This is a genomic window from Paraburkholderia flagellata (genome assembly GCF_021390645.1).
In the GTDB taxonomy this organism is placed as follows: domain Bacteria; phylum Pseudomonadota; class Gammaproteobacteria; order Burkholderiales; family Burkholderiaceae; genus Paraburkholderia; species Paraburkholderia flagellata.
Window position 1 is genome coordinate 1,376,135 of the sequence record NZ_JAJEJT010000002.1, and the last position, 13,431, is coordinate 1,389,565.

At 65.6% G+C, this 13,431-nt stretch carries 12 protein-coding genes; 5 read left to right on the plus strand and 7 right to left on the minus strand.

The annotated features are described in order from the left end of the window. Positions 1–5: 5 nt before the first annotated feature. The 3 genes from L0U83_RS20530 to L0U83_RS20540 form a co-directional block, all read right to left on the minus strand. Positions 6–1,127 (minus strand): 3-deoxy-7-phosphoheptulonate synthase, encoded by a 1,122-nt coding sequence (locus tag L0U83_RS20530; RefSeq protein WP_233885812.1) that lies wholly within the window; start codon positions 1,125–1,127, stop codon positions 6–8. Positions 1,128–1,295: 168 nt separating this feature from the next. After that, a complete protein-coding gene (locus L0U83_RS20535) occupies positions 1,296–2,306 on the minus strand; it encodes a sterol desaturase family protein (RefSeq protein ID WP_233885814.1) in 1,011 nt (336 codons plus the stop codon). A gap of 13 nt (positions 2,307–2,319) precedes the next feature. Continuing rightward, entirely contained in the window at positions 2,320–3,306 is a 987-nt protein-coding gene (locus tag L0U83_RS20540; RefSeq protein ID WP_233885815.1) for a YVTN family beta-propeller repeat protein, read from the minus strand. A 264-nt stretch (positions 3,307–3,570) separates the two neighbouring features. On the opposite strand from L0U83_RS20540, the gene L0U83_RS20545 reads away from it, so the two are divergent. Together L0U83_RS20545 and zwf are read left to right on the plus strand one after the other, a co-directional pair. Then, positions 3,571–4,914, plus strand: a complete 1,344-nt coding sequence (locus L0U83_RS20545) for an Nramp family divalent metal transporter (RefSeq protein ID WP_233885816.1) — start codon at positions 3,571–3,573, stop codon at positions 4,912–4,914. Positions 4,915–5,149: 235 nt separating this feature from the next. After that, the gene (gene zwf / locus L0U83_RS20550; protein ID WP_233885818.1) at positions 5,150–6,625 is read left to right on the plus strand and encodes a glucose-6-phosphate dehydrogenase; all 1,476 of its coding nucleotides are present in this window, start codon (positions 5,150–5,152) and stop codon (positions 6,623–6,625) included. A gap of 50 nt (positions 6,626–6,675) precedes the next feature. Here the strand turns inward: zwf and L0U83_RS20555 are convergent, their stop codons facing one another. Together L0U83_RS20555 and L0U83_RS20560 are read right to left on the minus strand one after the other, a co-directional pair. Further along, the gene (locus tag L0U83_RS20555; RefSeq protein WP_233885820.1) at positions 6,676–6,825 is read right to left on the minus strand and encodes a hypothetical protein; all 150 of its coding nucleotides are present in this window, start codon (positions 6,823–6,825) and stop codon (positions 6,676–6,678) included. Positions 6,826–6,897: 72 nt separating this feature from the next. Then, positions 6,898–7,314 carry a MarR family winged helix-turn-helix transcriptional regulator gene (locus L0U83_RS20560; RefSeq protein WP_233885833.1) on the minus strand — a complete coding sequence of 139 codons (417 nt, stop codon included), beginning with the start codon at positions 7,312–7,314 and terminating at the stop codon, positions 6,898–6,900. 199 nt (positions 7,315–7,513) lie between these two features. Between L0U83_RS20560 and L0U83_RS20565 the strand changes: the two genes are divergently transcribed. Continuing rightward, the gene (locus tag L0U83_RS20565) at positions 7,514–8,578 is read left to right on the plus strand and encodes an alcohol dehydrogenase (protein ID WP_233886590.1); all 1,065 of its coding nucleotides are present in this window, start codon (positions 7,514–7,516) and stop codon (positions 8,576–8,578) included. Positions 8,579–8,618: 40 nt separating this feature from the next. Here L0U83_RS20565 and L0U83_RS20570 read toward each other — a convergent pair whose 3' ends face one another. After that, positions 8,619–9,995, minus strand: coding sequence for an LLM class flavin-dependent oxidoreductase (locus L0U83_RS20570; protein WP_233885834.1), 1,377 nt, complete (start codon positions 9,993–9,995; stop codon positions 8,619–8,621). Positions 9,996–10,312: 317 nt separating this feature from the next. Between L0U83_RS20570 and L0U83_RS20575 the strand changes: the two genes are divergently transcribed. Further along, complete coding sequence (locus L0U83_RS20575) at positions 10,313–12,433, plus strand: tetratricopeptide repeat protein (protein WP_233885836.1); 2,121 nt, start codon at positions 10,313–10,315, stop codon at positions 12,431–12,433. 45 nt (positions 12,434–12,478) lie between these two features. On the opposite strand, the gene L0U83_RS20580 is transcribed toward L0U83_RS20575, so the two are convergent. Then, positions 12,479–12,697 (minus strand): hypothetical protein, encoded by a 219-nt coding sequence (locus L0U83_RS20580; RefSeq protein ID WP_233886591.1) that lies wholly within the window; start codon positions 12,695–12,697, stop codon positions 12,479–12,481. A 188-nt stretch (positions 12,698–12,885) separates the two neighbouring features. Between L0U83_RS20580 and L0U83_RS20585 the strand changes: the two genes are divergently transcribed. Continuing rightward, positions 12,886–13,233 carry a DUF1330 domain-containing protein gene (locus L0U83_RS20585; RefSeq protein WP_233885838.1) on the plus strand — a complete coding sequence of 116 codons (348 nt, stop codon included), beginning with the start codon at positions 12,886–12,888 and terminating at the stop codon, positions 13,231–13,233. The last annotated feature ends 198 nt before the right edge of the window (positions 13,234–13,431 follow it).

Below are 13,431 nucleotides of genomic sequence, written 5' to 3' on the forward strand. Positions count from 1 at the left end.
TCCCCTCACCCCGCCTTCCTCCGCGCCCTCACCGCCTGCGCCAACCCATCGAGCACGGGCGCCGTCTGAGCCCAGCTGATGCACGCATCGGTGATCGACACGCCGCGCTTGAGCGGCACGCCCGGCTTCTGGTCCTGGCGCCCCTCTTCGAGATGGCTCTCGATCATCACGCCGATAATGCGCTTGTCGCCGCCCGCCAGTTGCTCGCCGATATCGCGCGCCACGTCGATCTGACGCTGATGCGCCTTGTTCGAATTCGCATGCGAGCAATCGATCATGACCTGCTCGCGCAGCCCCGCCTTCGCAAGCGATGCACAGCACGCCGCCACCGAAGCCGCGTCGTAGTTCGGCCCGCTCTTGCCGCCGCGCAGGATCACATGGCAGTCGTCGTTGCCGCGCGTTTCGAAGATCGCGGCCATGCCCATCTTCGTCATGCCCATGAACGCGTGGCTCGCGCGCGCCGCGACGATGGCGTCGCTCGCCACTTGCACGCCGCCGTCGGTGCCGTTCTTGAAGCCGATCGGGCATGAGAGGCCCGAAGCCAGTTGCCGGTGGCTCTGGCTTTCGGTCGTCCGCGCGCCGATCGCGCCCCACGCTACGAGGTCGGCGATGAATTGCGGGCTCAGCAGATCGAGGAATTCCGTGGCCGTGGGCAGGCCGAGCGCGTTGATGTCGAGCAGGAGCTGACGCGCCGCGCGCAAGCCCTCGTTGATGCGGAAGCTGCCATCCAGACGCGGGTCGTTGATATAGCCCTTCCAGCCCACCGTGGTACGCGGCTTCTCGAAGTACACACGCATGACGACCAGCAGATCGTCCTTGAGCATGTCGGCCTTCGCCTTGAGGAGCCTCGCGTATTCGATGGCCTGATCGTGGTCGTGGATCGAGCACGGGCCCACCACCACCACGATCCGGTCGTCGCGCTGCGCGAGCACGTCGGCGATCTCGCCGCGGCTTGTTTCGACGAGCGTTTGCGTTTCCTGCGGCACCGGCAGCTCGTCGAGCAGCAGCGCGGGCGAAATGAGCGGACGCACGGCGCCGATGCGCGTGTCGTCGATGCGGGTCGTGTCCTGGGTGGCGTCGGCCACGCCGACTTCCTGGTCGTGCTGCGGATTGTCGATACGGCTCAAGATGTTCTCCAACTGCGCCTTTGACGCGCGCATCATGCATGTGTGGGGGATGAATGCGCGATTATCGCATCCGGCGCGCGAGCGGCATCCATAAACGTCATCCCGAAAATGAAACGAGGCGGCCCAAAGGCCGCCTCGCATGAGGACAGTCACACTGCGCGCGTCGATTCAGCGCGCCGCGCCCCCCATCGGATAGCCCTTCTTGCCCGCGAGACGCCGCGCGATGCGCACGAGCGCGAACCACTGCTGCGCGAGCAGCCCTTCGCCATAGTTCGCGCCCTGGCCGTGCGGCGCGGGCAACTGGTCGCGAATGCCGGTGGGCTCTTGCTCCTTGTTCCACGACGCCGTGCGGAACATCACGTCCCACCAGGGAAACAGCACGCCGAAGTTGCAGCCATAGCGCGTGCCCTCGTGGCCGTAGCCGATCGCATGATGGCGCCGATGAAACGCCGGGCTCACCACGATGCGCTCGAGCAGCCACCCAAGGTCGAGCCGCGCATTCACGTGCTGCACGCTCTGCATGAAGTTGCTCACGGCCACGAGCACGACGAATTGCGCGGGCGGCACGCCGATAAAGAGCGAGATGCCCGCGAAGAACGCAGCCTGAACGATGTCGTCGAGGAAATGATTGCGATCGTCACACCACAACGACATCTGCTGCTGGCTGTGATGCACGGCGTGCAGTTCCCACCACACGCCGAAGCGATGCTGCCAGCGGTGATACCAGTAGCCCGCGAAGTCGAGCACGACGAGATAGATCAGGAACGACACGAGCGGCTTGTCGGTCACGCCGGGCCAGAGGCTATCCACTTCGATGTTCGGCACGTTGTGGATCGCCATCAGGCTCTGCCAGTGATTGAACACGGGCGTGAGCAAAAAGAAGAACGCGATGTTCAGAATGCCGAGCTTCGCGATCCACGTGTACCAGACGTCGGCGCGCAGCGCCTTGCGATCGCCCCAGTTTTCCGCGGGACGCAGTGCTTCGAGCGGGCGCAGCAGCACATACGAGGCACAGATCTGCAGCACGCCCACGATCACCCAATAGAGTGCGTCGTAGGTGTCCTCGTCGTAGCCCATCAGGCCGACCTTGTAGAAGATCGGCTGCACCACGTCCACGTAGACGAGCGTCTGCAGCCACGAAACGAGGTTGTCGGCCTGCGAAAGCAGCGTGTCGAGCATCGGGACTCCTCGATCAATCCGGGTTCGGCGCGTACACCGGCGCGCTGTTCGCAAAGTAGATGCCGTGCGGCGAGCGGCCCACCGCGATCGTATCGATCAGCTTGCGCGTGTTCAGATCGATGATGCCCACGTGCTTCGCGAAGCGGAACGTCACCCAAAGGTAACGCTTGTCTGCCGAAAGTTCCATGTCGTCGGGACCGGGACGCAGGCCCGTGATGTCGGCAACTTTGGTGAGCGTCGTGTAGTCGAGAATGCTGATCGTGCTCTCCACGCGATTCGACACGGCGATATGTTTGCCATCGTCCAGATTGCGGAAGTTGTGCGCGCCGCGGCCGGTCTGGATCTTTTTCACGACCGTGCGGTTGTGCCAGTCCACCACGGCCACGTTGTCCTCGCCCGTCATGCCGACGAGCAGGTATTTGTCGCCGGGCGTCATCCACAGGCCCGCGGGCGTGTTGCCCACTTGCAGCTTCCAGAGCACCGTTTGCGTCGGCAGATCGATCGCGGCCACTTCACCCGTGTCCTGCAGCGTGACGAACGCCGTTTTATTGTCGGAGGCGAACGTGATGTGGCTCGGCGTTTTCGCAAGCGGAATGCGCTTCGCGATCGTGAGATTCTGGCCGTCGTAGTGGTAGACGTCCACGCGGTCGAGCCGCAGGCCCGCGGTCACGAACCATTTGCGGTCGGGCGAGAAGCCGAGCTGATACGGATCTTCAATGCCTTCCAGGCGGCGCTGAATCTGCCCCGTATGCGGGTCGAGGAACAGCAGGTCGTTCGACACCGAATCGGCGACGATGAGCGACTTGCCATCGGGCGTGATCATCAGGTGATGCGGTTCCTTGCCCGTGGGCTCGGTGGCGACCACGGTACGGCTCGCTTGATCGATGAGCGAGAGCTTCGCCTCGCCCGAGTCGAGCACGATGACCTTGTCGTCGGCGTGGGCGAGCGCGCCCCACGCGAGGCCGCCCATCAGCAGCGCAGTCGCGAACGGTTTTTTCATACGGACCGGTGTAAACGCAAAGATCGGGAATTCAGGCATTTCGTAAGGGAAAGAGAGCAGCGAAGGCGCGCCGCGCCAGTTTGTGCTGAGATAGCGCCAAGGCAGGCGCGCGGTTTGCCTGCTTAACGCATGAGGACCCGATTCCGATGACGCCTGTGCAACGCATTTGCTTTATTTGCCGCAGTTGCCGCATTTGCATACGCTCCGCGCGAGGGTCATGGCGATGGGCTGGGCATACAGACTCTTTCTCGTGCGAGAAGTTGCATGGATCATCGCGCCCGCGACGACCGCGCAGATAGCGCGGACACCGGCTTGCGCGCACCTGACGGCCTCACCCGCAGCACGGCCGCCGCGGTGCGCGAAGCACTGGAAGGACGCCGCCGCGGCGCCGCCCTTCTGCTGCCGCTTGCGGGTCCGGCCGTGGTCATCTCCGTCGCCTATATCGACCCCGGCAATATCGCGACCAACATCCAGGCCGGTGCGCGCTACGGCTACGCGCTGTTGTGGGTCGTGCTGCTCGCCAACGTCATCGCCATGCTGTTTCAGGGGCTTTCCGCGAAGCTCGGCATTGCCACGGGGCGCAATCTCGCCGAACTGTGCCGCGACAGCCTGCCCGCGCCGATCGTGTGGCTCATGTGGATCGTGAGCGAGATCGCCGCCATGGCCACCGACCTCGCCGAGTTTTTCGGCGGCGCAATCGGCCTTGCGCTTCTCTTTCATCTGCCACTGCTCGTGGGCATGGCGGTGACGGCCGTCATCACTTACGCGCTGCTATTTCTCCAGCGCGCGGGCTTCCGGCCGCTCGAACTCCTGATCGGCGCGCTCGTGAGCGTGATCGGCATTTGCTATGTTCTGGAGCTTTTCATCACGCCGATCGAGTGGCCGAGCCTGCTGCGCCACCTCGCCACGCCACGCCTGCCCGACGCGCAAGCCGTGACGATCGCGGTGGGCATCATTGGCGCAACGGTCATGCCGCACACGCTCTTTCTGCACTCGGGGCTCACCCAGGCGCGCGTGCTCGCGCGCAACGACGCCGAGCGCAAGCGCCTCGTGAAGTTTTCTAACGTCGAGGTCGTGGTCGCGCTTTCGGTGGCCGGGCTCATCAACATGGCGATGGTGGTGATGGCCTCCGGCGCGTTCCACCAGGGCTATGCGGATGTCGCCGAGATCGAGACGGCCTACCGCACGCTTGCGCCGCTGCTGGGCGCGGCGGCCGCCAGCATCTTCCTCGTCTCGCTGATCGCCTCCGGCATTTCGAGTTCCGTGGTGGGCACGCTCGCGGGACAGATGATCATGCAGGGCTTCGTAAACTTTCGCATTCCACTCTGGCTGCGCCGCGCGGTGACGATGGTGCCGAGCTTCGTCGTGGTGGCACTCGGCGTGAACGCCACCGAGGCGCTCGTCATGAGCCAGGTCGTGCTGAGCCTTGCCCTGCCGTTCCCGATGGCCGCGCTCGTGTGGTTCACGTGCCGCCGCGACGTGATGGGGACGCATCGTAATCGCGCGCTCACGGCCGCGGGAGCCGTGGCGGGCGCGGTCGCGGTGCTCTCGCTCAATCTCGCGCTGGTGCTCGTGACCTTCGGCGTGTCGGTACCGGGGCTCGGTTAAGGATCAGCCGAATGCCACGCGATGCATGCATGAACGACCGGTCGGTTTATCCGCGAAGCAGTCTCGCGCCACGCCTCGTTCGCGCCATGCGTGCAAACTCGCGCGAAACCATGCACCATTAGCGTTTTCGCCGCGCCCCGCTCTTGCGACGGGTGCGGGTTCTGCAACCGCGCGCCAACGGTCTAACGGTCGTGCCCAACATCGTTACCCGAGCGCGCGTCACCTCCGACCTGCCATGACGAATCAGCCTGCCCAAGCCTTGCCCGAACAGCCCGTCGACATGATCATTTTCGGCGGCGGAGGCGACCTGGCCGCGCGCAAACTGCTGCCCGCGCTCTACATGGCGCACCTGCACGGCAACCTGCCGCCGGAAACGCGCATCATCGCCGTGGGCCGCAAGAACTGGACGATCGACGACTATCGCAAGTTCATGGAAGAGCAGTCGCGTCCGTTCATCGACGCGAAAGCGTTCGACGCGCAAGCGTGGGACCGCTATCTGAACCTGTTCCAGTACGCGATCATCGACGTGAACGATCCCGCCTCTTACGCGCACCTGAAGGCGGCATCGCGCGAGCATGCGCTGCGTGTGTTCTACCTCTCCACGTCGCCCGAACTGTTCACGACGATTTGCGACAACCTCTCGGCGGGCGGTCTCCTCGACAGCAGTTCGCGCGTCGTGCTCGAAAAGCCGCTCGGCCACGATCTCGCCTCGGCGCAGGAGATCAACGAGTCGGTGGGCCGGCATTTCGGGGAATCGCAGATCTACCGGATCGACCACTATCTGGGCAAGGAAACGGTGCAGAACCTGATGGTGCTGCGCTTCGGCAATCCGATCTTCGGGCCGCTGTGGCAGGCGCCGTACATCCGCAGCGTGCAGATCACGGTGGCGGAAACCGTGGGCGTGGGCAGCCGCGCGGGCTTCTACGATCACACCGGCGCGCTGCGCGACATGGTGCAGAACCACCTGCTGCAACTGCTCTGCATCGTGGCGATGGAGCCGCCCGTTTCGCTCGACCCGGACGCCGTGCGCGACGAAAAGCTCAAGGTGCTGCGCTCGCTGCGCCCCATGTCGCTGGCCGATATCGCGCGCGACACCGTGCGCGGCCAGTACGCGGCCGGCGCCGTGGACGGCCAGCCGGTGAGGGGCTATCTGGAAGAAGAAAACGTGCCGGCAGACAGCAAGAACGAAACCTTCGTTGCCTTGCGCGCGCACATCAACAACTGGCGCTGGGCCAACGTGCCGTTCTTCCTGCGCACGGGCAAGCGCCTGCAGAAGCGCCAGTCGGAGATCGTGATCGAATTCGCGGATCTGCCGTTCTCGATCTTCCCGAGCGGTCCGCGCAATTACGGCAACCGTCTCGTGATCCAGCTTCAGCCGGAAGAGTCGATCCAGTTGCAGATGCTCGCGAAGGAACCGGGCAGCGGCATGAACATGCTGCCTGTGAGCCTGAATCTCGACCTGCAGCAGGCTATTCCCGAGCGCCGCGCAGAAGCCTACGAGCGCTTGCTGATCGACGTGATTCGCGGCCGTCTCACGCACTTCATGCGCCGTGACGAACTGGAAGCCGCATGGACGTGGGTCGAGCCGATTCTCAACGGCTGGAAGGAACTGAACGATCGCCCGCGCACCTATACGGCGGGCACGTTCGGGCCGGCGGCATCGTCGGCGCTGCTCGCGCGCGAGAGCATGTCGTGGGCCGAAGAGATGTGATGTGAGGGACGCGAGCGCCGCGTGCTACGCGCGGCGCTCGCAGCACTGTGTTACTGGTCGCCTGAATCAGGACGAAAAAGATCGAAGCCGGCGAACACGATCACGCCGCTCAGCGCGATCAACGGCACCGAATGGCGCCCGATAAAAAGAACCGCGGCCGCAAGCCAGGTTGAAATACAAAAAGCGCCGATGCGCCGCATGATGCAACTCCCAACTCGTTAATGCCCCTGCTTTAAGGCCCTGACGCTGCACACGGCGCGAGCCCCACTGCTTCAGCCCAACGTCGCGCGCGCCGTGCGCAGACGCGACACCGTATCGACAAACGCCTCGCCGCCAAGCGCGCGCTTCAGGCGGCTCGCGACTGTCGCGCTCGCGGCATTGAGCGCCTCGCGAATCGCGATGGCCTGCGCCGTGGGCACGATCGCCACTTCGCGGCCGTCGCCCTCCGTGCGTTGGCGCTCCACATAGCCGCGCGCCTCGAGACCGTCGAGCACGCGCGTGGCCGTGGGCCGCGCGATGGAAAGCAGATCCGCCAGTTCGCGCTGCGGCGAACCGGGATGCTCCAGCACGGCGCGCAGCATGAAACCCTGCGGCGGCGTGAGTTCGAAGCGTTCGAAGGCTTCCGCCCATTCGCGCTCGAGACGCCGCGCGAGCGCCGTGGTGTTGAAGTAAAGGCAATGTTCGAACATGCGCAGAGGATAACCCAATATAGTTAGCTATGCAACGATATACGCATGATACCCGTTTCGGCCCCCGACAAAACCAGCGCGCAGGAATGAATAGAACGACCGGACGAATTTCTGACCCATCCGCTATGATGCGAAGACGCTGCAATCGCCTGGCCGTGCCTGACCGTCGTACACAACACTCACGGAGACATCGATGCAAATGCGCTGTTACTGCGTTATCCATCATGGCAAGCCGCTCGAACTGGTCGAGCGCGACGTGCCCGAGCCCAAGGGCACCGAAGTCTTGCTGCGCGTGAAGGCCGCGGGCCTGTGCCACTCCGATCTGCACATCTGGGAAGGCTATTACGACCTGGGCGGCGGCAAGAAGCTCTCGCTCGCCGACCGCGGCATCAAGCTGCCGCTCACGCCGAGCCATGAAATCTGCGGCGAAGTCGTGACGCTCGGCCCCGATGCTCAGGCCGTAGCAGAAGCGCTCGCAGCGGGCACGTCGGCGGTCGTGCATCCGTGGATCGGCTGCGGCGAATGCGCGGCCTGCCAACGCGGCGAGGAGAACATCTGTGCGAAGCCGCAGTCGCTCGGCGTGCTGCGCGACGGCGGCTTCGCCGACTACGTGATCGTGCCGCATCCGCGCTATCTCGTGGATCTCGCCGGCCTCGATCCCGTGAAGGCCGCGCCGCTCGCCTGCGCGGGCGTGACGACGTATTCGGCGGTGAAGAAGTTCGGAGCGCGCATCCACGAAGGCCCCGTGGTCATGATCGGCGCGGGCGGCCTCGGCATGATGGCGCTCGAAGTGCTCAAGGCGATGGGCGCGCAAGGCGCGATCGTCGTGGACGTGGACCCTGCCAAGCGCGAAGCCGCGCTCGCGGCGGGCGCGCTCGCGGCGATCGACGCGCGCGCGGACGACGCTGTGCAGCAGGTCGTCGCGGCAACGGGCGGCGGCGCACGCGCGGTGCTAGACCTCGTGGGCGCGACGCCCACCGTCAAGCTCGCGCTCGACTCGTGCGCGCGCGGAGGCCACGTGGTGATCGTCGGCCTGATGGGCGGCGACCTCACGCTCTCGCTGCCCATCATCCCGATGCGGCCGCTGAAGATCGAGGGCAGCTACGTGGGCACGCTGCCCGAGTTGCGCGAACTCGTGACGCTGATGCGCGAAGGCAAGATGCAGCCCTCGCCAGTCTCCACGCGGCCGCTCACGGAAATCAACGAGGCGTTCGAAGCGCTCGTGCAGGGCAAGGTGGTCGGGCGGCAGGTGCTGGTGCCGTGATGATGGTGCGCATGCGGGCCGCCGAACGTAGCGAACGGCCTCAAACGCCCGACTCGAGCGCCTCTTCACGCACATGTCGCGAGCCCGGTCGCTTCAAGCCGAGATGCTCGCGCAGCGTGCGCCCCTCGTACTCGCTGCGAAAAAGTCCGCGCCGCCGCAATTCAGGCAGCACGAGTTCGACGAAATCGGTCAGCGAGTCGGGCAGCAGCGCGGGCATGATGTTGTAGCCGTCCGCGCCGTAGTTCACGAAACGCGCTTCCAGCGCATCGGCAATCTGCTCTGGCGTCCCCACGAGTTGCCAGTGCCCGCGCGCGCCCGCCACGCGCAGGTACAACTGGCGCAGCGTCAGGTTTTCGCGCCGCGCGAGCGTCAGCGTGAGCGCCTGGCGGCTCTTGCTCGCATTGGTTTCCGGCAGATCGGGAATCGGGCCGTCGAGCGGGTAGCCCGATAGATCGAAGCCGCCCGTCAACGTGGACACCATGGCGAGCCCCACCGCCGGATCGATCAACGCCTGCAGCGCCTCGAACTTCTCGCGCGCCTCGGCCTCGGTGCGTCCGACAATCGGCATCACGCCCGGCATGATCTTCAGATCGCCCGGGCCGCGCCCGTATTGCGCCATGCGGCCTTTCACGTCGGCGTAGAACGCCACGGCGTCTTCCAGCCTCTGCTGCGCGGTGAAGATCACCTCGGCCGTGCGCGCGGCCAGCGCCTTGCCTGCCTCCGAAGAGCCCGCCTGCACGACCACGGGCCGCCCCTGCGGCGCGCGCGCCACGTTCAGCGGCCCGCGCACCTTGAAGAATTCGCCGCGATGCGCGAGCACATGGCGCTTCGCAGGATCGAAGAAGCGGCCGGCGGCTTTGTCGTGCAGGAAAGCGTCGTCGTCCCAGCTGTCCCACAGGCCTTCCACGACATCGGCGAATTCGGCGGCGCGCTCGTAGCGCGTGGCATGCGCGAGATGCTCGTCGAAGCCGAAGTTGCGCGCCTCGTGCTCGCTCGACGACGTGACGAGATTCCAGCCGGCGCGCCCGCCGCTGATGTGATCGAGCGAAGCGAACTTGCGCGCGATGTGATACGGCTCGTTGAAGGTCGTGGAAGCCGTGCCGACGAGGCCGATGTGATCCGTGACAGCCGCGAGCGCCGAAAGCAGCGTGATCGGCTCGAACTGCGCGACATAGCTGTGCGCGGTGCGGCTCAGGAAGTCGGCGTTGTCGCCGCGTGTACCCGACCCGTCTGCGAGAAAGATCAGATCGAATTTCGCGGCTTCCGCAATGCGCGCCAGTTCGACGTAGTGGCGAAAATCGCTGCCCGCGTTGGCGTTCGCATGCGGGTGCCGCCACGCCGCGATATGGTGGCCAGTGGGATAGAGAAAAGCGCCGAGGCGCAGATGACCGCGCCGTGTTCCAGCAGGTTGGCTCATGGTGACAGGCGTTGCACGCGAGAAAAGGACCCGGCTGATTCTCTTGCCCGCGGCGGCCGGGCGCCACGAAGAAATCGCCACATCGATATGCCTGCGCGCGCAAAACGGCGCGCCTCACGGCGCACCCACGCCCGCGCCCGCCTGCAAGCCCTCTGCAAGGCTTGCCCGGCCGCCACGCTTCATCGGTTGAATAACGGCAACGTATGCGCTCAGTTCGCGACGTTGCCTCCGCGCGAGCTATCGTAAGCTCGACACTGCCCCATTGTTCGTGTCGCCCTGGCGCCGCGCACCGGCCCCGACGATTTCCACAGTTGACCATGACGACGCCCCTCGCGCCCCCCCTCGACGACATCCTGCGCGAAGCCAATGCGCTCTGCGAAACCCACCGCTTCGCCGATGCGCTCGCCTTGCTCGACCCGCACATCGGCCAGCCGCCGGACGACGCGACGCGCGCCCCCGCACTCCATCTCGCGGCCCTCAGCGCGATGGGCACGGGCGACGCGGCGCGCGCCCAGGCGCTCTGGATGCGCTGCCTCGCGGCAAAGCCGGACTACGCGCAGGCGTACAGCGGGCTCGCCGCGCTCTTTGCGGCGCTCGGCGTACTCGATCAAGCCCAGGCGCTCTATGAACGGCTGCTGAGCCTCACGCCCGCCGACGCCGACGCGCGCAGCAACCTGGGCGTCGTCCTGCAGCGCCAGACGCGCCACGCTGAAAGCGAAGCGACCTTTCGCGCCGTGCTCGCGCACTGCCCGGCCCACGCCGACGCCCACTACAACCTCGGCCTCCTGCTGCAAGGACAAAGCCGCCACGCAGAAGCCGAAAGCGCGTTTCGCGCCGCCATCGCGGCGAATGCGCGCCATTCGAAGGCGTACAACGCGCTGGGCGCGCTGCTGCGGGATCAGGCGCGCGGCGACGACGCCGCAGAGGCCTTTCGCCAGGCCCTGCTGATCCAGCCGCAGTATCCGGAGGCGCTCAACAATCTCGCCATGCTGCTCAAGGCGTCCGGCAAGCTCACGGAAGCCGAACTTGCGGCACGCCTTGCGCTGCAGATTCGCCCCAATTTCGTGGATGCGCTCAACAACCTCGGTTGCGTACTCACCGACCTCAAGCGCGTGCCCGAGGCGGAAGCCGCCTTTCGCCAGGTGCTCGTGCTCGCGCCGAACCACACCGAGGCGCACTACAACCTCGGCGTCGCGCTGCATACGCTCGAGCGGCTGCCCGAGGCCGAAGCGGCGTATCGCGAGACGCTGCGCCGCCTGCCGGGCCGCGTGGAGGCATATAACAATCTTGCCTGCGTGCTGATGGCGCTAGGGCGCCGCGGCGAAGCGCTCGACGTGCTCCACGAGGCCGTGGCCGTACGGCCCGATTTCGCCGAGGCGCACTTCAATATCGCGAGTCTGCTCAAGGAGTACGGCCGGCTCGACGAAGCGGAGGCCGGCTACCGCCGCGCGCTCGACGCGAACCCCGAATACGGCGACGCGAAATTCCGTCTCGCCACGCTGCTCATCAGCATGGGCCGCTTCGAGGAAGGCTTCGCGCGCTACGAATGCCGCTATACCATGCCCGGCTTCGTGCATCACGCGACGCAACGTCTGCTGCAGTGCCCGGCCTGGCAGGGCGAGCCGCTCGCGGGCAGGTCGCTGTTGCTGTGGCAGGAAGACGGCCTCGGCGACATGCTGCAATTCGGGCGTTATGCGCGCGTGCTCAAGGCGCAGGGCGCGGCGCACGTCACGTTCGCCTGCCAGCCGCCCCTGCACCGGCTCTTTCGCGGCGTGGAAGGCATCGATGCCGTGATCGACCATGAAGCCGGCGCGGCAGCGGCCGGCCAGTTCGACTGCTGGGTAAGCCCGATCAGCGTGCCTCACCTTCTGGGCACGACGCTTCAGACGATCCCCGCGCCGCTCGCCTGTACGCCGGAGCCCGCGCTCGTCGAACACTGGGGCGCGCGCCTCGCCACGCTCGCGCCGGGCCCGCGCATCGGCATCGTCTGGAAGGGCAACCCGAAGCATTTCAACGACGCCCATCGCTCGCTGCCAACGCTTGCCGCGCTCGCGCCGCTCTGGAACCTGCCGGGGGTGCAGTTCGTGAGCCTGCAAAAAGGTCAAGGCGAAGACGAAGCGCAAAATCCGCCTGCGAGCCTGCCGCTGCTGCACCTCGGCAGCGATGTGGGCGATTTCGTCGATACCGCGGCGATCATCGCGCAGCTCGATCTCGTGATTTGCGTGGATACGTCCACCGCGCATCTGGCGGCGTCGCTCGGCAAGCCGTGCTGGGTGCTGCTGCCGCAATACGACCTGGACTGGCGCTGGATGCACGAGCGCGAAGATTCGCCGTGGTATCCAGGCACGATGCGCCTGTTCCGCCAGCGCATGAACGAAGCGTGGAGCGCCGTTGTGGAGCGTGTGCGCGAGGCGTGCGCGGAGCGCTTCGGCGTTTGAAACGAGGTTGGCGAATTCGGGAAATGAGAAAGGCGCTCGCGCGCCTCAGTCCCAGATGTTGCGAAACGCCACGGCGACGATCACCGGCACGCACATCACGAGCGGAATGGCGAAGTACGGAACCTCCATGTCGACCACCCACTTGTAGACGAGCCAGCCGATACCCAGCGCGAGCGTGAGCACACCCACGAGCGCCGTGAGGGTATTCAGCAGCCACGTGGGCGGCGGCTTGCGCGCGGGTTTGTTCTCGGGTGACGGGTTCATGGCGGCGGTGGCGAAAAGCGAAAACGTCTCGATCCGGACTGCGGATGTCACGTATTTTACCCCGCGGCACGCCTTCGGCCTAAGCCCGGTGCAGCGCGCCACATTACCTCCCAGGTAATCGATTCCCTGCGCGGCGCGCCCTATTCTCGCAAGCGTCGGCCCACCCTTTCACGCTCACGAGACCTGCCATGACCGCCTATGCCATTGCCCATCTGCGCGACGTCGAACCTTGCCCCGCCATCGTCGAATACCTGGAGAAGATCGACGCCACGCTCGAGCCTTTCGGCGGCCGCTTCATCATTCATGGCGGGCGCGTCGAACGGCTCGAGGGAATGTTTTCCGGCGATCTCATCATGATCGAGTTCGCGAGCCGCGAGCTCGCGCGCGCATGGTATCGCTCAAGCAGCTATCAGGCGATCCTGCCGCTGCGCGCGGAGCACTCGCGCGGCGAAGTGTTCCTGATCGATCAGGTCGAGATGCCGCATCGCGCGACTGACGTACTGCGTCCCGCTCACGAAAACGGCCCCGCAAAGTGAAAGCGTTTCGTTAGCTGCCAATCGACGGCGAATGATTTTCGCGCAGCACGTTTGCAGAGGAAATTCGTCGCTCGCAAACGTTTTCGCGCGGCTTCACAATTCTTTCTTCATCGACGGCGAAACTGTGCGCGACCCATCCCCACAGAACGGATGCGCACATGAGAATACGCCGTCCCAACCGCGCGTCGACAACCCTGT